Genomic DNA, 23,607 nt, shown 5'->3' with positions numbered 1-23,607 from the left:
CCCACCCGCCGTCGTACGCTTACTTTAAAGAAACCATCGCTTAAGGGGATGACATGACCGAGAAGGTCAAGCTGCTGACACACGTCGAGGCCATCAACTGGAACAAGATCCAGGACGAGAAGGACGTGGAAGTCTGGAACCGCCTGGTCAACAACTTCTGGCTGCCGGAGAAGGTGCCGCTGTCCAACGACGTCCAGTCGTGGCACACGCTGACACCGGAAGAGCAGCAGCTGACCATGCGCGTCTTCACGGGCCTGACCCTGCTGGACACCATCCAGGGGACCGTGGGCGCTGTCTCCCTGATTCCGGATGCGCTGACCCCGCACGAAGAAGCTGTGTACACCAACATCGCTTTCATGGAGTCGGTGCACGCGAAGTCGTACTCGTCCATCTTCTCCACGCTGTGCTCCACCAAGGAGATTGACGACGCTTTCCGCTGGTCGCTCGAGAACGAGAACCTGCAGAAGAAGGCACAGATCGTCATGGACTACTACCAGGGCGACGATCCCCTCAAGCGCAAGGTCGCCTCCACCCTGCTGGAGAGCTTCCTGTTCTACTCGGGCTTCTACCTGCCCATGTACTGGTCCTCGCGCGCCAAGCTCACCAACACTGCCGACCTCATCCGCCTCATCATCCGCGACGAGGCAGTCCACGGTTACTACATCGGCTACAAGTTCCAGAAGGGCTTGGAGAAGGCTTCCGAGGCACGCAAGCAGGAGATCAAGGACTACACGTTCGAGCTCCTTTTCGAGCTGTACGAAAACGAAGTCCAGTACACCCACGACCTCTACGACGGCGTCGGCCTGGCCGAGGACGTCAAGAAGTTCCTGCACTACAACGCCAACAAGGCCCTCATGAACCTGGGCTACGAGGCCATGTTCCCGGCATCCGTTACCGACGTAAACCCGGCCATCCTCTCCGCCTTGTCACCCAACGCCGACGAGAACCACGACTTCTTCTCCGGCTCGGGCTCCTCCTACGTGATCGGCAAGGCCGTGAACACGGAGGATGAGGACTGGGAGTTCTAGCCTCCTGTCGATTTCTGGTAGTTTCAAAGCCCCTTGCGCTGACCGGCGTGAGGGGCTTTGACGTTAGGAAGGCGGTCCACATGACCAAGTACCTGATCTCGTTCCCAAGCGAAGCCATGATGATTCCGGAAGGGGAGTTTCAGGACGTCGCTGATGCTGCCCACGCCGTCATCGAGGAAGCCAAAGCAGCAGGGGTTTACGTTTCGGTGGCGGCATCGATGAAGACATTGAACCCGTGCGGGTCTCGGGCGATGGCATGGTGGAGCCCGGTACGTATCCTGGGCACACGGTTCCCAACGGTGGGTACACCGTCCTGGAATTGCCGTCCCGCGAAGATGCGATCGAGTGGGCAGCGAAAATTGCCGTGGCATGCCGCTGTCCGCAAGAGCTCAGGGAATTCCAGTACGATCCCGCGAGCTGACGCCCTCGTGTCCCGGTGGCGGCGGAGCGGTGGAATGGTAGGTGTGGCCGGTCGGGGTGGTGATGTGAAAGCTGTGTCTGGACCCCCTGACAGGCGCGGTGGCCCAGCCGGGGTGTTGTTTGGTGTGGTTGCAGTTCTCGCAGAGCCCTGCGGCGTTGGCAAGGGTAGTTTTGCCGCCTAAGACCCACGGGATGATGTGGTCGTAGTGGCGGATAGGCGCGTCGCAGTAGGGGGTGGCGCAGAGGTGGTCCCGGGTGTCGATAAAGCGTCGCATGCCTGCGGGAAAGAATCTGGCCCGTGAGTCCATGGCGAGGAGTTCGCCGGTCGCGGGTGCGGTGTAGAGACGCCGGAGCCAGATGTTGAATTCGGGATCCGGGTTGCTTGTCCCTCCGCCGGAGGTTTGGTCGGTGGGTCTTCTTTCGGTGGTGAGCAAGTTCCTGGCCCATTCGGCGGGGACAGTGCCGTAGCCGGTGAGGCTTGCAGGTGTGGAGTCGCCTTGGAACAGGGTGCGGTCCGTCATGATCAGATGCAGGTCGATGCCCGTGTATCCGTGCCGTGTGCCGGTGAGTTGTTCGGTGAGGGTGTCAGCCATGACTTGCCCTTTGGTGCGGGTGTCTCCGTTGCTGCGGGCAGTGGCGGCGGCTTGGGTCAGGGCCTTGTAGGCGGCAACTCCTTGGGCGACTGGCAGCAACGCGGTGAGGTAGGTCATGGTGTCCGGTGCTGGCCGGAGGCTGACATGGCGTTCGGTGGCGGCGTGGGCTGCGCGTTGGGTGATGGAGCGGGGGTCGCGGCGGTAGGCAGCTGCCCTGGCGGTGCTGATGATGGTTTTGTCCCCGGCGCCGTCGAACGTGCCGGTGTCCGCGGCGAGTTCTCCGTCCACGGCGCAGCGGTCCTCAGCCGAGAGGCAAGCAGTTTCCTTGACGAGGAGCGTGGCGCGCCATTCGTTCAGTTTGCCGGTTTGGAGGGCGGCGAGTGTGCGGGGCATTTCAGTGACGAGGGCTTTGGCCAGGCCGAGGAGCCGGGAGCCTTTGTTGGGTGATTCACGGCGGGCGAGGGCCACCTGGGCAGCGGTGCTGCGGCCTTGTTCGTTGGCCGGGACTCCGGCGTCGGCTTGTTCCTGCCGCTGGGCAAGATCGAAAGCCACCGCGATTCTGGCCTGCAACGCCGAGATCGCTGATTTCATGTCCTCTAGAACGCGAAGCTGATCCACTAAGTCTTTGCTGATGCTGCGGGCGCCGAGAGGCGTCTGAAGATCAGGCAGCACAATGGCCGGTGGCATGCTCACCAACTCCCGGCCTTCGCTCATACCTTGACGATGTCACAGGGCACTGACATTTTAGGATCGATGACTTGGGAGTGAGAGGCGGGTAGAGTCCCACCATGACAGCGCGCTGGGCGGGGCCGGTCATTGTGGGATTTGCGGTATCCATCGGAACTGGGCTGGGTGCCTGTTCGGCCCCGGCCGCGGAGCCCTCTCTGGTATCAGCTTCATTGCAGCCCAAGCTGCGTTTGGTGACGGTAGATGCACCCCAGGACACCGCCATGGACGCGGCCTTCACGGGCACATTGAGCGTGGATGCGAATGGTTGCGTCTACGCACATCCCGGCGGTATTGAGTCCGAGGTCTACACGCTGGTGTGGCCCCAAGGCTATTCCACGCAGGGAGACGGCAAAGCCTTCGAAGTCGTCGACGCGGACAAGCATCCGGTGGTCCGTTCAGGCTCCGAGGTTGAGCTCGGCGGCGGGCACGTCAATGCGCCACGTGACAATTGGACGGAGAAGGACTGCATCAAGGGCAGTCTGTGGCTGGTCGCACCACCGGACTTCAGCCAGGTCAGCCAGCCTCCGGGCGGCTGATCGTCTGAGCCCGGGCGCCAGCCCCCTAGCCACCCAGCCGCTCGGCCTCGTCGGCCAACTCAGCCTCCAAGGTTTCGATGCTCGGCAGGCTGGAGACGATCTCATCCGGCAAGGAATCGGCCAGGGAAGTGCGCCATTCAGCAATGCCAATGGGGGTGTTGAATCCCCGCAGCGCGTACTCGGCCACCACGCTGTTCTTTTCCTTGCACAACAACAGGCCAATGGTGGGTTTGTCGTCCGGGTGTGCCATCAGGTCATCAACGGCGGCCATATACATGCCCAATTGCCCAAGGAAACCGGGTTCGAACTTCACGGCTTTGAGCTCAATGACCATGTAGCAACGCAGCTTGAGATGGTAGAAAAGCAAGTCGGCAAAGAACTCATCCCCGTTGATCTCCAACCTGACCTGTTCGCCCACAAACGCGAAACCCTGCCCCAGCTCCAGCAGGAACTTCTCAACGTGCTTCACCAATTGCAGCTCCAGCTCCCGCTCCGAATGCCTGTCCGTCATGGCCAGGAAGTCAAAGACGTACGGATCTTTTGTGGCCTGCTGTGCGAGGTCCGAATCAGCAGGAACCATGGTGGCAGCAAAGTTGGTGATGGCTTGGCCCGACCGCTCGTGCAAGCGCGTTTGGATCTGGTGGACCAGGACGTTGCGCGACCAACCGTGTTGGGCAGCTGCCGCCGCGTACCAAAGCCGCGTGGCGCCGTCGTCGAGCTTTTCCAGCAGTGCGATCTGGTGATACCAGGGCAATGTTGCAAGCGGCGCTTGCAACATCGGGAAGTCCGGCCAGGCCTGGGCGAAGCTCTTCATGTATCGGAGGTTCCTGGGGGAGAAGCCTTTGGCCTCGGGAAAGCGGGTGCGGATATCCGCCGACAACCTCGTAACGACCTTGGCGCCCCAACCTTGCTCCGTTTCCCGCTCGGCAAGGTGCCGCCCGATACTCCAGTAGGAGCGCAGTAGTTCACTGTTAGCCGCCGCTGCCGCGCGCGTCCGCCCAACGTGCACCTCCTTGGCAACGGTCTGCAGCAGAGCCGGGTACCAGCTGGGCATGGATGAGGCCGGGGGTACTCCCGGGAAGGATGCTTCGGTTTCGGCAAGCTCCTGCGAGGGCATGATTCTCCTGTCGGTGGCTGGTGGAACCACGCTAGGCGGAGGCACTGACAGAATAGGCGTGTGAGTGATGCCGGTGAATTCATCGACTACACCCTGCAGCGCGAGTCCTCGTGGGAAAAGGCCTTCGCGATCCGCGAGCGGGTAGGTCCGGGCCTAAACGTCTACGGTGCCTCCGTGGGTGCTGTCCGCGGAACCGTGCGGGACGCACTCAAACGCTACAAAAGCCTGGACCACGACCAGATCACGGCGCTGAGCTCGGAACTCTGGGCTGAGCCCGTGTTTGAGCGGAGGCTTGCGGCGGTGGTTCTGCTGCAGTCGAAGGCACCGCTGCTGGACAACACGGACCTGACCCGCCTGGAAGGCTTCTTTCGGAACGCCGGCAGCCAGGAATTGACGGAACCGTTAGCCCGGGACGTCGTGCTGCCCCTGATTCAGCGCCTTGCTGGACAGAACCGCCTCCGTGCCGAGCGGGTCCTCGCCCGATGGGCTGCCGATCCGGACCCGGCACTGAGGAGGGCGGCCGCCCTGGTGGCGGACTGTCGCACTCCCTGATGAACGACCCCGCCCCCTTGATAAGCGATGAGGACACGCCTAGCGTTTCCAACAACGCATGCCAAAGGCAATTTTTTGTGAATTGAAGGGGCAGGTTGTTCGATGAAGTCACTCTGGTTGGACCGTGTATCCGCATTCCGTTCTGATGATCTTCCCGAGGACAAGCACTTCGACACGATAGTGGCGGGAGCCGGCCTCACCGGTCTGGTGGCCGCGCTCTTGCTCTCCAGGGCCGGGCAGAAGGTGGTGGTCTTCGAAGCCCGGACGCTGGGTGCCGTCACCACCGGCAATACGACCGGAAAACTGAGCCTCCTCCAAGGCGGTGCCCTGTCTGCCCTGAGAAACCAGTACTCACTGAAGGTGGTCCAGGCCTACGTCGAAGCAAACCGGACCGGCCAGGCCTGGCTGACACAGTACATGGAGCAGCAAAGCATCCCCTTCCAGACCCGGACGGCGGTGACTTTCGCAACCAGCGACGACGGCGGCCAGCGGCTCCGGAAGGAGGCTGCGGTTTCGCGGGACGCGGGTTTGGATGTCCATTTCAGCAAGGATGCCGGCCTGCCGTTCCCCGTGGTGGAGGCACTGGAACTCGAAGACCAGGCCCAAATCAATCCCATGGACGTCCTCGAGACGCTGGCCAAGGACATCCGCGAGCACGGGGGCCTGATTGTCGAAGGCGTCCAGGTCCAGAACGTTGGTTCCGGCCAGCCCATGGACGTGACCACCCGGAAAGGCACTTTCACAGCGGACACGGTGGTGGTGGCCACGGGAACTCCGATCCTGGACCGCGGCCTGTACTTCGCCAAACTTGAGCCCAACCGCTCCTACGCGGCGGCCCTGCGCTTGCCGGGAGACGCGACGATTCCCACCGGGATGTACCTGTCCATGGATCCGCCCACCCGCTCCCAGCGAACCTACCCAACACCCGAGGGCGATGAGTTGCTGCTGGTTGGCGGGTACGGACATCCGGCAGGGCGGGCGAAGTCTCCCCAAGCACACCTGGATGCGCTGCTGGGCTGGGCCAAGGACAACTACCCGGGAGCCGAGGTAACGCACACCTGGTCTGCGCAGGACTACCAGGCCACCAACCTGATGCCCTTCTTCGGCAAGCTGCCCAGGGGCCATGGCCGGATCTTCTTCGGCACGGGCTACAACAAATGGGGCATGAGCAACGGGGTGGCCGCGGCGTTGTCCATCACCCAGGACATCCTGGGCGGCCAGTCGGATTGGGCCACTGTCATCCACCACCGCGTGACGTCCCCGCAGGGTGCGGCCCAGGCGGTCCGGCTCAACGCCGGGATAGCCAAACGCATGGTGGAAGACAAGGCAAAGGTGCGGAGCAACCCGGAGATCACGGACGAAACCCGGCCGCCGGAGGGGAGCGGCGTCGTCGGCCTGTACAAAGGTGAGCCTGCAGCGGTCTCCACAGTAGACGGCAAGGTGTGCAGGGTTTCTGCCAGTTGCGCCCACTTGGGCGGCCTGCTGACGTGGAACGACGCCGAGAAGTCCTGGGACTGCCCCCTGCACGGCTCAAGGTTCACGCCGGACGGGACCTACCTTGAAGGTCCGGCCACCCACAACCTGCAGAAAACAGTGGGCAAGGAGCAGAGCTAACCCAACCGTTCGACGCGCCGCTGGGCCTGGTCCGCGGCGCGTCGCTGTTGGGTTGCGGTCCGAACCGCGCGCTTCTTATCGGACTCGGCCGCTTCGGCGTCCCTCGTGATCCCGATGAGTTCGGCCTCCAGGGAAGCAAGGCGCTTCCTGCACTCCTCGATGTCCGCTTGCACGGCCTTGCGCCTGCGCTCGATCTCCTTGACCGCGTTCCACGCTTGTGCCGCCGCCTCGTCAGCTTTCCGGGCTTCGGACTCTGCGGCGTCGAATTCCGCCTGGGCTTCCTCGAGGGCGGACTTCTTCTTGGCAGCACGACGCTCAGCCAAGGAGGTGGCTTCGTCCCCGGGTTTCTTCTCTTTCGTTTTGGGCTCGCGCTGGGTCCCGGGTTTGGACTGGCTCTCGGGTTGGGACTGGCCCTCTGGTTGGGACTGAGGCTTGGGTGGGGACGTCGGCTCGGGTTCGAACTCCCCGCCTGCCACGGCACCGTCCAGGTCAACTTCTTCGAATCCACTGCCGCTTAGCCCCCGGACCAGCCGCCCTGTGGCAACGGCGGCGGCAGCACCGGCGTCGGCCATCGCTGCCCGGAACGTCCGTTCGACGTCGGCAGCTGCCGCCGCACTCAGCGGGAAACCCAGCTCCGCTGCCAGGTCTTTGGCATCGTCCACGGCGCCCATCAGCTCGCCCTGACGCTGCAGGCCCAGTTGCCGGAAAGCGTCCGCGTCGCCGTCCTCCTGCGCGGCCCGCAGGGAAGCTCCAAAGCGCACGACGCCGTCAATCACCTCGGGCTTGTGAACGGCCAAGGCGTTGATCGCCCACGCGCCGGCGGCCGGTTTGCCCAGCTTTCCGATGTCCTTGGCAAGCTCCTTGTCGCCTGCGTCCTTGGCTTCGCGGACCAGTTCCGAACGGCGGGCGGTGAAGTCGCGGGGCAACACGGCGTACAGCTCCTGGGCGGCATCACGAAGGTCCATGCCTTCATCCTAGGAGCCCCGAACTCCCGCACCGCGGTTATGACCCGAGTGCGGACTCCAAGCGGCAGATACAGGGCCAATCAGCGGATACAGTGGTCTGAGTTCACATGCGATATTGGCGAAAGGCTCGGCTTGTCTACTGCATTACCGGAACTGGCGCAGGGGAATTTCTACTACGAATCGCTGGGCAACGGCCTGTACCGTTCAACGATCCACGCGCAGGGCGCCTGGAACCCCCACGAACAGCACATGGCACCCGCGTCCGGCATCATGGCCGATGCCCTCCTGAGGCACGAACCGCGCGACGACGTCCGAATGGCCCGCATCAGCTACGAAATCCTGGGCCTGATCCCGGGAGGTACTTTCGAAGTCACTACCTCAACCCTGCGCCCGGGGCGGACCATCGAGTTGGTCCAGGCAGAGCTCACGGCTGCCGGCCGGGTGGCTATCAGGGCCACAGCATGGCGGATCATCACCAGCGACACCAGCGCCATAGCCGCCGTCGAAGACGAACCGATGCCTGCGCCGGATGAATGCAAGCCCTGGGATGGAGCCAGCGTTTGGCCCGGCGGGTACATCAGCTCCCTGGAAATGCGCATTGCTGAAGGACACCGGCCGGGTTCGGGCAGGGTCTGGATCCGGACAGCCCATCCGCTGACGGACAGGGAGGACAGCTCCGACGTTGCCCGCCTGATGGGCCTGGTGGACACAGCCAACGGCATCGCCGCACGCGTGCCTCCGGGCAAGGACAGCTACATTTTCCCCAACGTGGACCTTCAGATCCATATGTACCGGGAACCGGCCGGTGAATGGCTTGGCTTGGATAACAGGGTGTCCTTCGGTTCTGACGGAATCGGCCTGACTTCCTCGGTGCTGCACGACCACTCGGGCCCGTTTGGCAGGGCAGAGCAGATCCTGACGCTGAGGAAGAGCTGATGACTGAGCAGGACCCCTTAACGCCGCAGCTTCCTCGTCTTACTGTCTACCGGCAGCCGGAATCGCTGGGTGCGGCCGAGGACCTCGACTTCGCGCTTGAACTCCTGCAGCGCGCGCGGAGCGGCCGCCTGGGGCCGTCGCTGAGGCTCTACCGGCCACTTCCCACGGTGGCGTTCGGCCAGCGGGATGCGAACCTCCCGGGATTCGAAGCGGCAGCAGATGCCTGCCGGCGGTTGGGCTTCGAGCCTCTGGTCCGGAAGGCCGGCGGGCGGGCGGCCGCCTATCATCAAGGCACGCTCGTCATTGACCATATTGAGCCGCACCCGGACGCGATCGTTCACGCGAAGGCGCGGTTCTCGCAGTTCGGTGAGCTGTTGGCCGACGCGTTGCGCAGTGTTGGCGTCCATGCCGCCGTCGGCGAAATCGCGGGCGAGTACTGTCCCGGTGAGTTCAGCGTCCATGGACAATCACCGGATTCGCCGGAGCACCGCATCAAGCTCATCGGCACGGCACAGCGCGTGGTCTCAGGCGGATGGTTGTTCAGTTCCGTGATCGTTGTGGAGGATTCCGCGCCCATCCGTGAGGTCCTTACGGCCAGCTATGCGGCCTTGGGCCTTGAGTGGGACCCGGCGACGGCGGGAGCTGCGAACGATCTCCTGCCCGGTCTTGACGTAAAGACAGTTGAAGACGCCGTGGTCGAGGCTTACCAAAGTTACGGGCACATCGTCGACGGCGACTTCCGCACACTGCTCGCCTGAACGACGGCACAGGCATAGATTGAAAACGTAACATCGCCAAGACTGAAACTCCGGTGGAGCGATGGCACGGAAGAAGCACCCACTTCAGGACACCGACGCTGAACTGACGGTCGGCCGGCCCAAACGCTCGGCGGCAGGATTGCCCAGCCTCAGCGAAACGTTGCCCCATGCTCTGGCCGGGATGGGACCCGCCCGGGCCTGGAAGACCTTGACCGCGGTGAACCAGAAGGACGGCTTTGATTGCATGAGCTGCGCCTGGCCCGATCCGCCGGAACGGAAAGCCGCCGAGTTTTGCGAAAACGGAGCCAAAGCCATCGGCTGGGAAGCCGAACCCCTGAGGATTCCTTCTTCGTTCTGGGCAGAGAATTCCTTGGCTTCCTTGGATTCACGGTCTGAGTATTGGCTGGGCCAGCAGGGCCGGCTGATGGAGCCGGTTTTCAAGGCGGCCGGCTCGGACCATTATGTTCCAGTCTCCTGGGACGAAGCTTTCAAGGTCATTGCCCAGGAGCTCAACGGCCTGGATCATCCGGACCAAGCCACCTTTTATACGAGTGGCAGGACCAGCAACGAAGCTGCTTTCTTGTACCAGCTCTTTGTCCGCGCTTTTGGGACGAATAACCTTCCGGACTGTTCCAATATGTGCCACGAATCCACCGGCGTGGCCATGGGGGAGACCATCGGCGTGGGCAAGTCAGCCATCACCTACACGGACTTCGCGAAATCGGACCTGATCATCATCATGGGCCAGAATCCGGGGACATGCCATCCGCGCATGTTGACCGCGCTGGAGGAGGCAAAGCATGCGGGTGCCTCGATTGTTGCGGTCAATCCTTTGCCCGAAGCAGGTTTGATCAACTTCCGGAACCCGCAGAAGCCCCGGGGGCTCATGGGCAGGGGGACGGATTTGGCCGACCAGTTCCTGCAAATACGGCTTGCCGGTGACATGGCGTTGTTGCAGGCCGTTTCCAAGCGCGTCCTGGATGCTGAACGAGCGGCACCCGGAACGGTGCTCGACCGCGCTTTCATTGACCGTCACTGCAGCGGTTTTGTGGGTTTCGCCGCCCAGTTGGCTGCATTGCGGGAAGAGGACGTCCTTGTTGCCACAGGGCTGACGAGCGCAGAGATTGACGAGTTGGCACAGAGATACATCCGGGCTGAGCGGGTGATCATCACGTGGGCCATGGGATTGACGCAGCACAAGAAGGCCGTTGCGACCATTAAGGAAATCATCAACCTCCTGCTGCTCCGCGGAAACATCGGTAAGCCCGGAGCCGGTCCTTCACCCATCCGCGGTCACAGCAACGTCCAGGGTGACAGGACCATGGGCATTTGGGAGAAAATGCCTGCCTGGTTCCTGGACGCGCTGGGGGAGGAATTCGGATTCGAACCGCCACGGAAACCCGGGGTGGATTCGGTGGACAGCATCAAAGGAATGCGGGATGGCAGCATCAGGGTGCTGGTGGCTTTGGGCGGGAACCTGGTCCATGCGATCTCGGACACTGAGGTAGCCGAGGACGCTGTGCGGAAGACGCGGCTGTCAGTGCAGATCTCCACCAAGCTGAACCGTTCCCACGCGGTGACGGGGGAGCGGGCCCTGATTCTCCCGGCCTTGGGGCGTACGGAGATCGATGTACAGGGCGGAGTGGAGCAGTTCGTCACAGTCGAGGACACGGTGTGCGCAGTCCATCGTTCCGCGGGCCGGCTGGCGCCGATCGGGGAACAGGTCCTGTCCGAAGTTGCGATCGTCACCAGGATGGCCGAGGCGGTTTTGGGCGACAAAGTGCCGGTGGATTGGGCCGGCATGCGGCGGGACTACGACTCCGTCAGGGAACACATTTCCCACGTTGTGCCCGGCTTCGAAAACTTCAACACGAGGATCCGCGCGGTGGACGGGTTTGTCCTTCCGCATGGGCCGCGGGACAGCCGGACCTTTCCCACCGCCACAGGCAAGGCGATGTTCACGGTGAACGCCTTGGAAACCATCACGGTGCCCCAGGGGCGGCTGATGCTGCAAACGGTCCGTGCCCATGACCAGTTCAACACCACCACCTACACCATGAATGACCGGTACCGGGGCATCAAGAAGGGGCGCATGGTGTTGATGGTCAATCCCGGTGATTTGGCGGAGTTGGGTTTCGCGGATGGCGCGTACGTTGACGTTCACAGCGAAGCCGACGACGGCGTTGACCGTGTGCTGCGCGGGTTGCGTTTGGTGGCGTACCCCAGTGCCAGGGGTTGCGCGACGGCCTACTACCCCGAGGCCAACGTGCTTGTGCCCTTGGAGTCGACGGCCGAGGGCAGCAACACCCCGGCTTCCAAGTCGGTGATTATCCGGCTGGAGCCGGCTGCCGCCCCGGTGTTTGGAGCGGCAGCCGGCCTCCGGCCGTGATGGGGGCTAGTGACCCCGTGCGATCCATTCGTCCAGGTGCGGGTTTTCGGCGCCGATGCTGGTGGACTCGCCGTGGCCGGTCAGAACCACGGTGTCCTCAGGAAGGGAGAGGAGCCGTGTCCGGATGGATTCAATGATGGTGGGGAAGTCGCTGTAGGACCGTCCGGTAGCGCCGGGACCACCTTGGAAGAGGGTGTCTCCGCTGAAAACGGTGTTGACGCTCGCTCCTGGTTCGGCCGGTTTTCCGTGGCCCGGGAGGAGGAACGACACCGATCCGGGGGAATGGCCCGGAGTGTGGAGCGCCTTCAGGGTGGCACCGGCAACAGTGAACTCCTCACCGTCCTCGATCGCCTTGTCAGGGTCCTGGTCGGGGAAAACCGCGTGCCACAGCATCCAGTCGTCCCGGTGCAGGTGGACAGGTGCCTTGACCAGATCGCGGAATTCTCCGGCGTAGCGGATGTGGTCGTCGTGGCCGTGGGTCAGGAGGATCGCGGTGACCTTCCGGCCATTGACGGCCTCTGCGATTTCGGCGGGGTTGTGGGCCGGATCGATGACGAGGCACTCGGTGTCGTTGCCAATGATCCAGACGTTGTTATCCACCTCCCAGGTTCCCCCGTCCAGGGAGAAAGTACCTGAGGTGACGACGCGGTCGATCCTGACGTTGCTTCCGGACGTCACAGTTCCACCACCGATCGCAGGACGGCGCCCTCGTGCATCTTGTCGAACGCCTCTTCCACCTGGTTGATGGTGATGCGTTCGGTGACGAAGGCGTCGAGGTCGAGCTTGCCTTGCTTGTAGAGGTCCACCAGCATGGGGAAGTCGCGGGAGGGCAGGCAGTCCCCGTACCAGGAGGACTTGAGGGATCCGCCCCTGCCGAAGACATCCAGCAATGGGAGTTCGAGCTTCATCTCCGGGGTGGGAACGCCTACCAGGACGACTGTTCCGGCGAGGTCGCGGGCGTAGAAGGCCTGCTTGTAGGTTTCGGGGCGTCCGACGGCGTCGATGACGACATCCGCGCCGAAGCCGCCGGTCAGGGCCCGGATTTCTTCCACGGGGTCCCCTGCCGATGAGTCCACGGTGTGGGTTGCGCCGAGGTCCTTGGCGCGTTCGAGCTTCTTGGGGTCGATGTCCACGGCGATGATTGTTGTGGCCCCGGCCAGCGCGGCTCCGGCGATGGCGGCAACACCAACACCACCGCAACCGATGACGGCCACCGAGTCGCCGCGCTTCACGCCGCCGGTGTTCAGTGCCGCGCCCAAGCCGGCCATGACGCCGCAGCCGAGCAGTCCGACGGCGGCGGGATCGGCGTCGGGGTCTACTTTGGTGCACTGGCCCGCGGCCACGAGGGTCTTTTCGATGAAGGCGCCGATGCCCAGGGCGGGAGAGAGTTCCGTGCCGTCCTCGAGGGTCATCTTCCGGGTGGCATTGTGCGTGTTGAAGCAGTACTGGGGCTCGCCGCGCTTGCAGGCCCGGCAGTTGCCGCAGACGGCCCGCCAGTTCAGGACGACGCGGTCACCGGGTGCGACGTCGGTGACGTCGGGGCCGACGGCGCTGACTACGCCGGTTGCTTCGTGGCCGAGCAGGAACGGGAAATCATCGCTGATGCCGCCGAGCTTGTAGTGCAGGTCTGTGTGGCAGACGCCGCTGGTCAGGATGTCCACCAGGGCTTCTCCGGGCCCGGGTTCGGGGACCAGGACGGTTTCGAGGGTTGCGGGCGCCCCTTTTGAGCGTACGACGACGCCTTTGACTGCGTGGACCATGAACATTCCCTTCGGACTGGCGGAGCGCGGGCCTGTCCCATGCGGCACGTTAATGCAGCAAGGCCCGCTACGGATTCCCATTCTGTCTATCACACGTGGCAGACAGGGAAGGGATTGTTCCGTGGCGGGCCTGTTGCGTGGTCCTACGCGGCCAACGACTGGCGGGCTTTAGGCCGCGAGGCGGTTTTCGACTTCGGCAGCTGAAGGGTTGGTAGCGGCAGTGCCGTCAGGGAAGAGAACGGTGGGGACAGTGCGGTTGCCTCCGTTGAGCTGCTCGACGAGTTCGGCGGTGCCTTCGACTTCCTCGATGTTGATCTCGGTGTAGCCGATGCCCTTTGCGTCAAGCTGCTTCTTCAGGCGGTTGCAGTATCCACACCAAGTGGTCGAGAACATGGTGATGGTGCCGGAGTCGGGGGTGAAATCCACAGAGCTCTCCTAGGTATTGTTCGTTTTCACGCTGGTTGGTTCGTTGGTATCAACGGTAACGCGACGGCGAATAATTCCCTGCTCCGTGCGAACGCCGGTTACGGGCGGGGCAGCTCCGGCCGCGGTGCTGGTGTGCGGGGCGTGGACAAGGCAGACTGAGTGGCATGTGTGGACGCTATGTCATGGCCCGTGCCGTGGGTGACCTTCTGGCCGAGTTCGACGCCGAACTGGAGAAGGAAGTCGCCCTCGAAAAGTCATGGAATGTTGCTCCGACGGACACGGTCCCGATCGTTCTGGAACGCGTGGTGGAGGAGTCCGTCAAGCGTCAGCTGCATGTGGCGAAGTGGGGCTTGGTGCCGTCGTGGGCGAAGGATGCCAAGGGCGGCGCCCGCCTGATCAACGCCCGCAGCGAGACCCTCCTTGAGAAACCGTCATTCCGCAAGGCTGCGGTTGCCAGGCGTTGCGCAGTGCCTGCCGATGGCTACTACGAATGGAAAAAGGGCGAGGGCAAGAACAAGCAGCCCTACTATGTCCACCCCGGAAACGGCGGGGGCGTGGTCTTCGCCGGCCTGTATGAGTGGTGGCGGGATCAGTCGCTGCCCGAAGACGATCCCGCGCGGTGGCTGCTGTCGATGTCGATCATCACCGCAGACACCCCGACGGCGGAATCAGCGCGAACGCGGCGCAGTGCTTCCGTTTTCGATGAATTGACGGCACTTCATGACCGGGTCCCGTTGCCCATGAGCAAAGACACAATGGAAGCCTGGTTGGATCCCAAGCAAAAAGACGCCGAAGAACTCGTCCGGATGGTCCGCTCCCGCGCCCATGATGCCGCAGCGGACTGGACGCTGGATGCGGTGGGCGCCGCCGTCGGAAATGTCCGAAACAACTCACCGGAACTTATCGAACCGGTCCAGGCTCTTTTCTAAGTACTGCCCTCTTCTGAGTACTGCGCCCTTAGGATCCGTGGAACTCTTCCTTGACGGGGACGCCGGACTGGAAGTCACGCCCGTCGGCTTCGCTGAAGGCAGTCATCACATGCCCTTTGGGAAGGCCTTGGATGGCGGAGGCCGGAAAGCTTCCGGTAATCACGTTTCCCGAATGTTCCACGCCTTTGATGTCGTAGTTTTCCTCCGCGCTCAGGGCGTGGTTGAAAGAGAAGAACGAGATCGCCTCACCATTCATGAATTCGATGCCCAGTCTTCGCTGATTGGAGTAGTCTTCGTTGGCGGCTACCAGTCCCACGACGTAGGCGCCGGAATCAGGGACGTTGCCGTCCAGTTCGAAACGCGCCACCAGGTTTTGGTCCGTGGCGGTGATGCTGACCTGCTTCAGGAGTGCGTCTTGGGTGCTCATGCCACCATGTTGCTCTGCGGACCGGCTTGCGTCCACCCCTTGCAGGTCATCCTTCCAGAAGGCGCCGGACGTTGTCCGCCACGGTTGAATGCTCCATTTCCTGTCCGTGCCGGGCAGTCAGCAGATGCAATGCCAAGCCGTCACTGTAATCGGCAACAGCTTCCGCCCGGGATCTGGCATCGTGCAGTCCCATCGCCTGGAGCAGGTGCTCCAGGCCGGAAACCATGCGTTCGTGACCGGCGGAGACCACCTCGGGACGGTCCAGGGCAAAAGCGAACCTTGCCCGGGTCAACTCGGCGTGTTCACCGGCAAGCGCAAGGACCGCGCCGGCGAGTTGGTCTGCCAACTCCGGCACCGTCGTCGGGAGCCCTTCCATTCCTTGACCCCGCAGGAGCCGGGCGTCGCGCGCTTCCACATGATCGACGGCGGCAGCCACCAAAGCGGCGCGGCTGCGGAAATAGTTGGACGTGGTTCCGACGGCGAGGCCCGCTTGGGCGTCAACCGCCCTGTGGGTGAGGCCTTTGAGGCCCTTGGCCGCGACGATTGCCACGGCGGCGTCGGCTATTTCGGTGCGTCGGTCCGGCATGGTCGAAGTCTAGCCTTGAACCATGGTTTTACTACAAATGTAGTAGTAGAGTGTGGCCATGGAAAAAGTGGACATCATTGGGGGTGGAATTGCCGGTTTGGCGCTCGCGGCCCGGCTTGATCCCGGACGGTTCGACGTCACCATCCACGAGCAACGGCCCGAACTGCCCGGCGTGGGAACAGCCTTGGCTATGTGGTCCGGCGCCCAAGCGGCTTTGGCGGAACTCGGGTTGCTGGAAACGCTGAAGGCGGCAGGAGCCCGGCTGGCTTCAGGCGCCCTCCGCGACCCCTCGGGCCATCCCATGCTCGCCATGCAAGGCAACGTGCTCATGGGCATCTCACGGCCCGGCCTGCTCCGCATGCTTGACTCCGCTGTTCCGCCGTCGGTCACCCGAATCACCGGAAAAGTGGCAGAGCTGCCGAACAATGGCGCGCTGCTGGTGGGCGCCGACGGAGTCCACAGCATCGTTCGCCGGACAGCTTGGGGAAGCCGCACCCAAGCACGTCCCACGCCATTCCTGGCCGTCAGGGGTGTCATCCCCTCCCAGCCGTCACCGTCCGACGTCGGAGAATACTGGGGGAGCGCCACGCTCTTCGGGCTCGCCCCCACGGGATCGGGGACCAACTGGTACGCCTCCTTCCGGTCCGGCCTCGGGCCTGACCAAGTTGACGTGGAAGAAGCCCTGGCATTGACCAGGCACATCTTCCAACACCATTCGCCGGCGGTGCAGCACGTCCTTGGGGAGGCAACCCCCGAAACATCCCTCGCCCAAAGAATCTGGACAACCCCGCCGATGGCCCGCTACGCCAAGGAAGGCATCGTGCTGCTGGGGGATGCCGCCCACGCCATGACGCCGAACCTTGGCAGGGGAGCCTGCGAAGCCCTGGTCGACGCAGTCACCCTGGGAAGGCTCCTCAACGAACTGCCCCGCAAACAAGCGCTTGCGGCCTACAACAAGCAACGAGTACTGCCCACCCAGCAACTTCGGATCGCATCATCGCTGATGGGGAGGGTGGCGCTCGCAGAAACCATGCATCCGCTGCGGGACCTCTTGCTCAAAAGCGCAGGACGACGAGTCGCCACAAGGCGGAAGAAGGTGCCAACCCCTGAGTAGGTTTTGCCGTTCCGGCGTCGTAAACTAGCTATTATTCGAACATACTTTCGAATAACGGTTATCTGTCTTGCGGTGTAAGGAGCGTGCACATGGGACTGTTCAGCGAGTCCGTAAACGTCATCTGCACTGAGGATGGCCAACCACAGGACGTCAGATGGCAAGGCCGCGACTACCAGGTCTGTGCAGAACCCTCCCGCTGGTATGAAAGACGCCAATGGTGGCTCGAAGAGACACGGGCGCCACTAGGCACAGGAGCCGGGCTCGTGGACCACGAAATCTGGCGCGTCCAACTGGTGCCGGCCCCACACACGGGGACCCACCCCGGCAGGCAAACCGAAGACACCGGAAAAAACATCACCCTTGACCTCGTCCGCCACCTCGGAAGCGGCCGATGGCGGGTCATCCGCATCCACGACGCCGCACCAAGCAGTGCAGCGGAACCCGAGGAAGCGGCCTGACCCTTGAGCTTCACCCACCTCCACGTCTCAACAGCCTTCAGCGCCCACTACGGCGTCTCCTGGCCCGAGGAACTTGCCCAAGCAGCAGCTGCCTACGGCGCCACCGCCCTCGCCTGCACTGACCGCGACGGCCTCTACGGAACCATCAAACACCTCAAAGCATGCATGGATGCAGGCATCGACCCCATAGTCGGCGTCGACCTCGCCATCCTCGATGACGACGGCGACCACCGAACCCAAACAGCCGGCAGGGTGGTAGTACTTGCCCACGGCCACAACCAAGGCGCCGGCTACCGTGCCCTCTGCCGCCTCATCTCCGATGCCCATTCCCGGACCTCCGGAAAAGCCGGGGGAACAGTCCCCGTGGCAGTCACCAGGGCAGAACTCGCCTCAAGGACCCTGGACCCTCAGACACTCAAGCCTGTCCTCACAGTCCTGATAGGCCCCGACTCGGACGTTGGCAAAGCCATGGGCGGCAGGAAATACCTGCGCCCCCGGACACTCTTCAAACAATGGATAGATGCCATGCCCCAAGGCACCATCGTCGCCGAAACCGTCTCCCACCTCAGCCCCCCGGGAGAACCCCTCAGCACCTCCCACGCCGTCCGCATGCTCAAACTCGCCCTCGAATACAACATCCCCGCCATCCTCACCAACGCCGTCCGCTACTGCGCACTGGACGGCGCAGCCACGGCAGATGTCCTGGACTCCGCCCGAACCCTGAAATCACTTCCCGAACTATTCGACGCACCCCGGCTTCAACCGGCACCCCAGCTTCAACCAACAGGGCAGGGATGGCTCAAACCCGCCGGGGACATGATGAAACTCGGCAAGGAAATCATGTCCTCCGCAGGGCAAGGAAGCGCAGAACTGGCCAAGCTCCTTGCCAACACCGAGGCGCTCGCAGACAAATGCAGGATAGATCCGGTGCAGGACATGGGCTGGAAGAAACCGGTGGTGCCCGAAGCCTCCATCATTGGCATAGACCAGGACCCCATGATCGAACTGGCCAGACGCTGTGAAGCAGGAATCGGCCGACGCTACCCGGGAATCACCGGCAAGGCCCATGAAAAGATGCGCTCGCGGTTGGAGCACGAGCTGAGGACCATCGCCACGTTGGGTTTTGCCTCCTACTTCCTCACTGTCGCCGAAGTTTCAAAGATGATCCTCGATATGGGAGTTCGCGTGGCAGCTCGCGGTTCAGGAGCATCAAGCCTGGTTAACTACCTCATTGACATCAGCCAGGTGGATCCGCTCCGTCACGAACTCATTTTCGAGCGCTTCCTCTCAGGCCACCGGTCCACCCTGCCGGACATTGACATAGACGTGGAAAGCGCTGAACGCCATAACGTCTACCGCAAGATCTTCGACCGTTTTGGTGCCGAACGGGTGACCCTGATGAGCATGCAGAACGGATACCGTGCCCGTGGAGCCGTCCGGGATGCCGGGATGGCCTTGGGAATGGATGAAGGCGAAGTCGGGGAAATCGCCAAACAGCTGTGGAGATTTTCGGCCCGAAAATTCAGGGAAGCATTGGTTGAAAAGCCGGAATTGCGCCAGTTTGCACAACGGATCGAGGCCGGCAGGGACCACGGCTCCTTGGACACGAACCAACAGCTGGACTTGCTGGTGGACCTCACCGAGCGTTTGGACCGCTTGCCCCGGCACATCTCCATGCATCCCTGCGGCGTGATCCTGGGAGACGCCGGACTCTTGGACAGGACACCCGTTCAGCCGAGCGGACTCGGTCTGCCGATGAGCCAGTTCGATAAACACGACATGGACCCCATGGGCATGCTGAAGCTGGATGTCCTGGGTGTCCGGATGCAAAGCGCCATGGCGTTTGCAGTGCGCGAAGTCATCAGGATCCATCCCGGAAAGGCGGAAGTCGTTGCCGCCGGCGGCCATCAAACCGGACCTGGGGGTGAAGGTCCGGACTACATTTCCAGCGACGGCAGAATCGACCTCAACGCCGTACCTTTCGATGATGAGGCAACCTTCGAATTGATCCGGAGCACCCATACTCTGGGCTGCTTCCAGATCGAGTCTCCGGGGCAACGCGAACTCATCGGAAAGATGGCACCCCGGGAATTCAACGACCTCATCATCGATATCTCATTGTTCAGGCCCGGGCCCATGAAATCGGATATGGTCCGGCCCTTCCTTGAACACCGGCACGGCTTTGCCCCCGAGTCCTACCCGCATCCTGATTTGAAGCCGGTTCTTGAGGAAACCCACGGCGTGACGGTCTTCCATGAGCAAATCCTGAAGACCTTCGACGTCATGACGGGATGCGGACTGGCCATGGCTGACGAGTTCCGCCGGGCGTTGGGGGATGAGGCCCGGGAACCCGGAGTTGAAGCCTATTTCCGGAAGGAAGCCATCAAAAAGTATTCCCCGGACGTAGTGGACAAAGTCTGGGGGACGCTGAAAGCCTTCGGAAGTTTTGGGTTCTGCAAGGCGCATGGAGCCGCTTTTGCGGTACCCACCTACCAATCAGCGTGGCTGAAAGCCCACCATCCGGAAGCCTTCCTTGCCGGCCTCTGGGAGCACGATCCCGGGATGTATCCGAAGCGGCTGTTGGTTTCTGAGGCCAGGAGACTCGGCATTCCCATCCTTCCCTTGGACATCAACAGGAGCCAGGCCGAGTACCGCGTTGAAAGAATCCAGGAAGGTCCCCATGCCGGCAAGCTGGGGATCCGCTTGAGCCTGACCGGGATCTACGGCTTGTCCGGTGCTGAGCTGAAGCGGATCGTGGCGGGCCAGCCCTTCGATTCGTTAGCGGATCTCCGGACGCGGGCCAGGATCAGCAAGCCCAACATCAAGAGGCTGGCCCAATTGGGTGCCTTCGACCATCTCCATAAAGATTCGGGGAGCCGGGCCAACCGGGCCGATCTGGTGCAGCATCTGCAGGCCCTGCAAAGTTCCCCCGCCAAAAAGCCCGAGGTCATCGACGGGCAGTTGGCTCTTCCCCTGGGTGATGTGGAGCTCCGGAACCTGCCGGCGGCATTGCCTGCACCAACAATGGTGGACAATGTCCGCGCTGAATTGGACCTGATGGCAGTGGACGTCAGCGAGCACTTGATGGAGAGCCACAGGCCATTGCTGGACAAACTGGGAGTAACCACGGCGGACAAGCTGCTGGGGCTGCGGAACGGTACGGAAGTCCTGGTAGCCGGGGTCCGGGTCGCAACCCAAACGCCACCCATGCGGGGAGGAAGGCGTGTGGTGTTCATCAGTATTGATGACGGCACTGGTTGCATTGACAGCGTCTTCTTCCATGAGGCCCAGGAAGAGTCAGGACCCCTCCTGTTCGGTACCAGGTTGTTGCTGATCCGCGGAACTACACGAAGGACGGGACCCAAGGGGATCAGCCTCAGTGCCACCAAAGCCTGGGACCTGAGCCGCCCCGAAACCCTGCCGTTCCACGAAAAGCCAGGTTCCGGCGTCGTTGATCCACGGGAAAGATTCCTTCCCGGGCCGCTTGACGGCATCAGTCGAAACCTTGCCATTACGGGTCTTGGAAGCTGAACGGCAGTTGGTTCCGGGACCGGCGTGCTGCTTTGGCCGCCCTCGACGGGAACCGATACGATTGACGATGGCTGGCTGTGGTCCCCGTACGCCACAAGCTATGAAGCCTTCACTATGAATAGGAGACACCCGTGTCAGATGCCCAGCAGATCACCCTCATCGTCGATGGCGAAGAGACCAAGGTGACGGAGGGGACTACAGGCGCGGAACTCTTCTTCGAGCGCCGCGATGTTGTTGTAGCCCGTGTTGACGGTGTGCTCAAGGACCTTGACCAGCCCCTCGCGGACGGCGCCAGCGTCGAGGGCGTCACCATCGAGTCCCCTGATGGCCTCAATGTCCTCCGCCACTCCACCGCCCACGTCATGGCCCAGGCTGTGCAGCAGCTGCGGCCCGATGCCAAGCTCGGCATCGGCCCCTACATCACCGACGGTTTCTACTTCGACTTCGACGTCGCTGAACCGTTCACTCCGGAAGACCTGCGCCAGCTGGAAAAGATGATGCAAAAGATCATCAACCAGAACCAGAAGTTCGTCCGCCGCGTGGTCACCGAAGAAGAAGCCCGCCAAGCCATGGCCAACGAGCCCTACAAGCTTGAACTGCTCGGAAAAAAGAACGACGCCGGCGACTCCGCCGAAGGCGTCAACGTCGAGGTCGGCGCAGGCGACATCACCATTTACGACAACGTGGACCGCAAAAGCGGCGATACTGTCTGGTGCGATCTCTGCCGTGGTCCGCACCTTCCCAACACCAAGCTGATCTCGAACGCTTTCGCGCTGACCCGTTCCTCTTCCGCTTACTGGCTGGGAAACCAGAACAACCAGCAGCTCCAGCGTATTTACGGAACGGCCTGGCCCACCAAGGATGCGCTGAAGGCATACCAGGAACGTATTGCCGAGGCCGAGCGCCGCGACCACCGCAAGCTTGGCGTGGAACTGGATCTTTTCTCCTTCCCGGACGAACTCGGCTCCGGCCTGCCCGTTTTCCACCCGAAGGGCGGAATCATCCGCAAGGCCATGGAGGATTATTCGCGCCAGCGGCACGTGGAGTCCGGCTATGAGTTCGTCTACACCCCGCACATCACCAAGGGACACCTCTACGAAGTATCCGGTCACCTGGACTGGTACAAGGACGGCATGTTCCCGGCCATGCAGGTGGATGCCGAACTCAATGAGGACGGAACAGTCCGCAAGCCGGCCCAGGACTACTACCTGAAGCCGATGAACTGCCCCATGCACAACCTGATTTTCCGTTCCCGCGGCCGGTCCTACCGGGAACTGCCGCTGCGGCTGTTCGAGTTCGGCTCCGTGTACCGGTACGAGAAATCCGGTGTCGTGCACGGCTTGACCCGCGTCCGTGGCATGACACAGGACGACGCCCACATCTACTGCACCCGAGAGCAGATGAAGGACGAACTCACCACCACCCTGAACTTCGTCCTGGGCCTCCTCAAGGACTACGGCCTTGACGACTTCTACCTGGAACTTTCCACCAAGAACGAGGAAAAGTTCGTTGGAGACGACGCCACCTGGGAAGAAGCAACCCGGACCCTTGCAGAGGTTGCCGAAGCCTCAGGGCTGGAACTGGTGCCGGATCCCGGGGGAGCAGCTTTCTACGGCCCCAAGATCTCCGTCCAGGCAAAGGACGCCCTGGGACGTACCTGGCAGATGTCCACCATCCAACTGGACTTCAACCTCCCCGAGCGGTTCGAACTCGAGTACCAGGCCGCCGACGGTACCCGCCAGCGTCCCGTGATGATCCACCGGGCACTGTTCGGCTCGGTTGAACGCTTCATGGGCGTGCTCACGGAACACTACGCCGGCGCTTTCCCGGCGTGGCTGGCTCCGGTCCAGGTAGTAGGTATTCCCGTGGCCGAAGCTTTCAACGACTACATGTTCGACGTCGTTGACCAGTTGAAGGCCGCCGGCATCCGGGCAGAGGTTGATATCTCGTCGGATCGCTTCCCGAAGAAAATCCGTACGGCCAGCAAGGACAAAATTCCCTTTGTCCTCATCGCAGGTGGCGAGGACGCCGAGGCTGGCGCCGTGTCCTTCCGCTTCCGCGACGGCAGCCAGGACAACGGCGTGCCGGTGGCTGAGGCCGTCCGCAGGATTGTCGACGCCGTGAAGAACCGCGAGAGCTAACGGAACGGATGTAGATACGGTGCAGGAGAACACAGGCGCGGAAGCCGGGTACCCCGGCGACTCAAACGTAACCGACGAGTTTGGGCTCGCCGGCGTCCCGGACGCTTTCCAGCGCCTGTGGACTCCGCACCGCATGGCCTACATCAAGGGTGGGCAGGACCAGTTCAAGAACAAGGACGACTGCCCCTTCTGTGTTGGTCCAACGCGTTCGGATGAGGAATCGCTCATCGTCTACAGGGGCAGGACGTGCTACGTCGTGCTCAACCTTTTTCCCTATAATCCGGGGCACTTGCTGGTCTGCCCCTATCGTCACGTGCCTGACTACACGGACATCACTGTTGAAGAAACAGCGGAGTTCGCAGAGCTTACCCAGACGGCAATGCGTGTACTGCGGAAGGTTTCCAACCCGAGCGGATTCAACCTGGGCATGAACCAGGGCGTGACCGGCGGGGCCGGCATTGCCGCGCACTTGCACCAGCACGTGGTTCCACGATGGGGCGGCGACGGGAACTTCTTCCCGATCATTGCCCAAACCAAGGCCATCACGCAGACTCTCGATGAGGTCCGCAAGCTCGTGGCCGAAGCCTGGCCAGGGTAG

General features: G+C 62.5%; 21 protein-coding genes and 1 pseudogene. 14 read left to right on the top strand and 8 right to left on the bottom strand.

Features of this window, described 5'->3' with window-relative positions:
- The first annotated feature begins 53 nt into the window (after positions 1-53).
- Together nrdF and RI444_RS12655 are read left to right on the top strand one after the other, a co-directional pair.
- Positions 54-1,028 (top strand): class 1b ribonucleoside-diphosphate reductase subunit beta, encoded by a 975-nt coding sequence (gene nrdF / locus RI444_RS12660; protein ID WP_207604548.1) that lies wholly within the window; start codon positions 54-56, stop codon positions 1,026-1,028.
- A gap of 80 nt (positions 1,029-1,108) precedes the next feature.
- Positions 1,109-1,449 (top strand): annotated as a pseudogene (locus tag RI444_RS12655) (YciI family protein).
- Here the strand turns inward: RI444_RS12655 and RI444_RS12650 are convergent.
- A complete protein-coding gene (locus RI444_RS12650; RefSeq protein ID WP_207604549.1) occupies positions 1,418-2,755 on the bottom strand; it encodes an HNH endonuclease in 1,338 nt (445 codons plus the stop codon). The pseudogene RI444_RS12655 and the gene RI444_RS12650 overlap by 32 nt on opposite strands.
- A gap of 74 nt (positions 2,756-2,829) precedes the next feature.
- On the opposite strand from RI444_RS12650, the gene RI444_RS12645 reads away from it, so the two are divergent.
- Complete coding sequence (locus tag RI444_RS12645; RefSeq protein ID WP_207604550.1) at positions 2,830-3,306, top strand: hypothetical protein; 477 nt, start codon at positions 2,830-2,832, stop codon at positions 3,304-3,306.
- 25 nt (positions 3,307-3,331) lie between these two features.
- Here RI444_RS12645 and RI444_RS12640 read toward each other — a convergent pair whose 3' ends face one another.
- Entirely contained in the window at positions 3,332-4,423 is a 1,092-nt protein-coding gene (locus tag RI444_RS12640) for a YhcG family protein (protein ID WP_207604551.1), read from the bottom strand.
- Between the two features lie 60 nt (positions 4,424-4,483).
- Here RI444_RS12640 and RI444_RS12635 point away from each other — a divergent pair, with 60 nt between their 5' ends.
- Both RI444_RS12635 and RI444_RS12630 read left to right on the top strand, forming a co-directional pair.
- Complete coding sequence (locus tag RI444_RS12635; protein WP_021470654.1) at positions 4,484-4,975, top strand: DNA alkylation repair protein; 492 nt, start codon at positions 4,484-4,486, stop codon at positions 4,973-4,975.
- 102 nt (positions 4,976-5,077) lie between these two features.
- Positions 5,078-6,589, top strand: a complete 1,512-nt coding sequence (locus tag RI444_RS12630; RefSeq protein WP_207604552.1) for an FAD-dependent oxidoreductase — start codon at positions 5,078-5,080, stop codon at positions 6,587-6,589.
- On the opposite strand, the gene RI444_RS12625 is transcribed toward RI444_RS12630, so the two are convergent.
- Complete coding sequence (locus RI444_RS12625) at positions 6,586-7,554, bottom strand: hypothetical protein (protein ID WP_316963807.1); 969 nt, start codon at positions 7,552-7,554, stop codon at positions 6,586-6,588. The genes RI444_RS12630 and RI444_RS12625 overlap by 4 nt on opposite strands.
- 132 nt (positions 7,555-7,686) lie before the next feature.
- Here RI444_RS12625 and RI444_RS12620 point away from each other — a divergent pair, with 132 nt between their 5' ends.
- From RI444_RS12620 to RI444_RS12610, 3 genes are all read left to right on the top strand, one after another.
- Positions 7,687-8,490, top strand: coding sequence for a thioesterase family protein (locus RI444_RS12620; protein ID WP_069694577.1), 804 nt, complete (start codon positions 7,687-7,689; stop codon positions 8,488-8,490).
- Positions 8,490-9,248 carry a biotin/lipoate A/B protein ligase family protein gene (locus tag RI444_RS12615; RefSeq protein ID WP_207604554.1) on the top strand — a complete coding sequence of 253 codons (759 nt, stop codon included), beginning with the start codon at positions 8,490-8,492 and terminating at the stop codon, positions 9,246-9,248. The genes RI444_RS12620 and RI444_RS12615 overlap by 1 nt, the downstream gene beginning before the upstream one ends.
- 61 nt (positions 9,249-9,309) lie before the next feature.
- Positions 9,310-11,637 (top strand): FdhF/YdeP family oxidoreductase, encoded by a 2,328-nt coding sequence (locus RI444_RS12610; RefSeq protein ID WP_062096950.1) that lies wholly within the window; start codon positions 9,310-9,312, stop codon positions 11,635-11,637.
- A 6-nt stretch (positions 11,638-11,643) separates the two neighbouring features.
- Here the strand turns inward: RI444_RS12610 and RI444_RS12605 are convergent, their stop codons facing one another.
- From RI444_RS12605 to RI444_RS12595, 3 genes are all read right to left on the bottom strand, one after another.
- Positions 11,644-12,315 carry an MBL fold metallo-hydrolase gene (locus RI444_RS12605; RefSeq protein WP_069694574.1) on the bottom strand — a complete coding sequence of 224 codons (672 nt, stop codon included), beginning with the start codon at positions 12,313-12,315 and terminating at the stop codon, positions 11,644-11,646.
- Positions 12,312-13,397 (bottom strand): S-(hydroxymethyl)mycothiol dehydrogenase, encoded by a 1,086-nt coding sequence (locus RI444_RS12600; protein ID WP_031215982.1) that lies wholly within the window; start codon positions 13,395-13,397, stop codon positions 12,312-12,314. The genes RI444_RS12605 and RI444_RS12600 overlap by 4 nt, the downstream gene beginning before the upstream one ends.
- Before the next feature lie 168 nt (positions 13,398-13,565).
- Positions 13,566-13,823, bottom strand: coding sequence for a mycoredoxin (locus RI444_RS12595; protein ID WP_021470646.1), 258 nt, complete (start codon positions 13,821-13,823; stop codon positions 13,566-13,568).
- Positions 13,824-14,005: 182 nt separating this feature from the next.
- Here RI444_RS12595 and RI444_RS12590 point away from each other — a divergent pair, with 182 nt between their 5' ends.
- A complete protein-coding gene (locus RI444_RS12590; RefSeq protein ID WP_021470645.1) occupies positions 14,006-14,752 on the top strand; it encodes an SOS response-associated peptidase in 747 nt (248 codons plus the stop codon).
- A 28-nt stretch (positions 14,753-14,780) separates the two neighbouring features.
- Here the strand turns inward: RI444_RS12590 and RI444_RS12585 are convergent, their stop codons facing one another.
- Positions 14,781-15,179, bottom strand: coding sequence for a hypothetical protein (locus tag RI444_RS12585; protein ID WP_207604555.1), 399 nt, complete (start codon positions 15,177-15,179; stop codon positions 14,781-14,783).
- 46 nt (positions 15,180-15,225) lie between these two features.
- Positions 15,226-15,765 (bottom strand): TetR/AcrR family transcriptional regulator, encoded by a 540-nt coding sequence (locus RI444_RS12580; RefSeq protein ID WP_069694573.1) that lies wholly within the window; start codon positions 15,763-15,765, stop codon positions 15,226-15,228.
- Between the two features lie 58 nt (positions 15,766-15,823).
- On the opposite strand from RI444_RS12580, the gene RI444_RS12575 reads away from it, so the two are divergent.
- The 5 genes from RI444_RS12575 to RI444_RS12555 all read left to right on the top strand — a co-directional run bounded on the left by RI444_RS12575 (position 15,824) and on the right by RI444_RS12555 (position 23,607).
- Positions 15,824-16,879 carry an FAD-dependent monooxygenase gene (locus RI444_RS12575; protein ID WP_207604556.1) on the top strand — a complete coding sequence of 352 codons (1,056 nt, stop codon included), beginning with the start codon at positions 15,824-15,826 and terminating at the stop codon, positions 16,877-16,879.
- 89 nt (positions 16,880-16,968) lie between these two features.
- Positions 16,969-17,337, top strand: a complete 369-nt coding sequence (locus tag RI444_RS12570) for a DUF6504 family protein (RefSeq protein ID WP_069694572.1) — start codon at positions 16,969-16,971, stop codon at positions 17,335-17,337.
- Positions 17,338-17,340: 3 nt separating this feature from the next.
- Positions 17,341-20,868 carry a DNA polymerase III subunit alpha gene (locus tag RI444_RS12565; protein ID WP_207604557.1) on the top strand — a complete coding sequence of 1,176 codons (3,528 nt, stop codon included), beginning with the start codon at positions 17,341-17,343 and terminating at the stop codon, positions 20,866-20,868.
- A gap of 131 nt (positions 20,869-20,999) precedes the next feature.
- A complete protein-coding gene (gene thrS, locus RI444_RS12560; RefSeq protein WP_021470639.1) occupies positions 21,000-23,009 on the top strand; it encodes a threonine--tRNA ligase in 2,010 nt (669 codons plus the stop codon).
- A 19-nt stretch (positions 23,010-23,028) separates the two neighbouring features.
- Positions 23,029-23,607, top strand: a complete 579-nt coding sequence (locus RI444_RS12555) for an HIT family protein (protein WP_062096942.1) — start codon at positions 23,029-23,031, stop codon at positions 23,605-23,607.

This window comes from Paenarthrobacter sp. AT5, assembly GCF_032764245.1.
In the GTDB taxonomy this organism is placed as follows: Bacteria; Actinomycetota; Actinomycetes; order Actinomycetales; family Micrococcaceae; genus Arthrobacter; species Arthrobacter ureafaciens.
This window is presented reverse-complemented; position numbering and strand designations above follow the sequence as displayed.

Coding starts and splice junctions, on each gene's coding strand:
- nrdF (WP_207604548.1), top strand. CDS start 54: ATGACCGAGAAGGTCAAGCTGCTGACACACGTCGAGGCCATCAACTGG.
- RI444_RS12650 (WP_207604549.1), bottom strand. CDS start 2,755: ATGAGCGAAGGCCGGGAGTTGGTGAGCATGCCACCGGCCATTGTGCTG.
- RI444_RS12645 (WP_207604550.1), top strand. CDS start 2,830: ATGACAGCGCGCTGGGCGGGGCCGGTCATTGTGGGATTTGCGGTATCC.
- RI444_RS12640 (WP_207604551.1), bottom strand. CDS start 4,423: ATGCCCTCGCAGGAGCTTGCCGAAACCGAAGCATCCTTCCCGGGAGTA.
- RI444_RS12630 (WP_207604552.1), top strand. CDS start 5,078: ATGAAGTCACTCTGGTTGGACCGTGTATCCGCATTCCGTTCTGATGAT.
- RI444_RS12625 (WP_316963807.1), bottom strand. CDS start 7,554: ATGGACCTTCGTGATGCCGCCCAGGAGCTGTACGCCGTGTTGCCCCGC.
- RI444_RS12615 (WP_207604554.1), top strand. CDS start 8,490: ATGACTGAGCAGGACCCCTTAACGCCGCAGCTTCCTCGTCTTACTGTC.
- RI444_RS12610 (WP_062096950.1), top strand. CDS start 9,310: ATGGCACGGAAGAAGCACCCACTTCAGGACACCGACGCTGAACTGACG.
- RI444_RS12600 (WP_031215982.1), bottom strand. CDS start 13,397: ATGGTCCACGCAGTCAAAGGCGTCGTCGTACGCTCAAAAGGGGCGCCC.
- RI444_RS12590 (WP_021470645.1), top strand. CDS start 14,006: ATGGCCCGTGCCGTGGGTGACCTTCTGGCCGAGTTCGACGCCGAACTG.
- RI444_RS12585 (WP_207604555.1), bottom strand. CDS start 15,179: ATGAGCACCCAAGACGCACTCCTGAAGCAGGTCAGCATCACCGCCACG.
- RI444_RS12580 (WP_069694573.1), bottom strand. CDS start 15,765: ATGCCGGACCGACGCACCGAAATAGCCGACGCCGCCGTGGCAATCGTC.
- RI444_RS12575 (WP_207604556.1), top strand. CDS start 15,824: ATGGAAAAAGTGGACATCATTGGGGGTGGAATTGCCGGTTTGGCGCTC.
- RI444_RS12570 (WP_069694572.1), top strand. CDS start 16,969: ATGGGACTGTTCAGCGAGTCCGTAAACGTCATCTGCACTGAGGATGGC.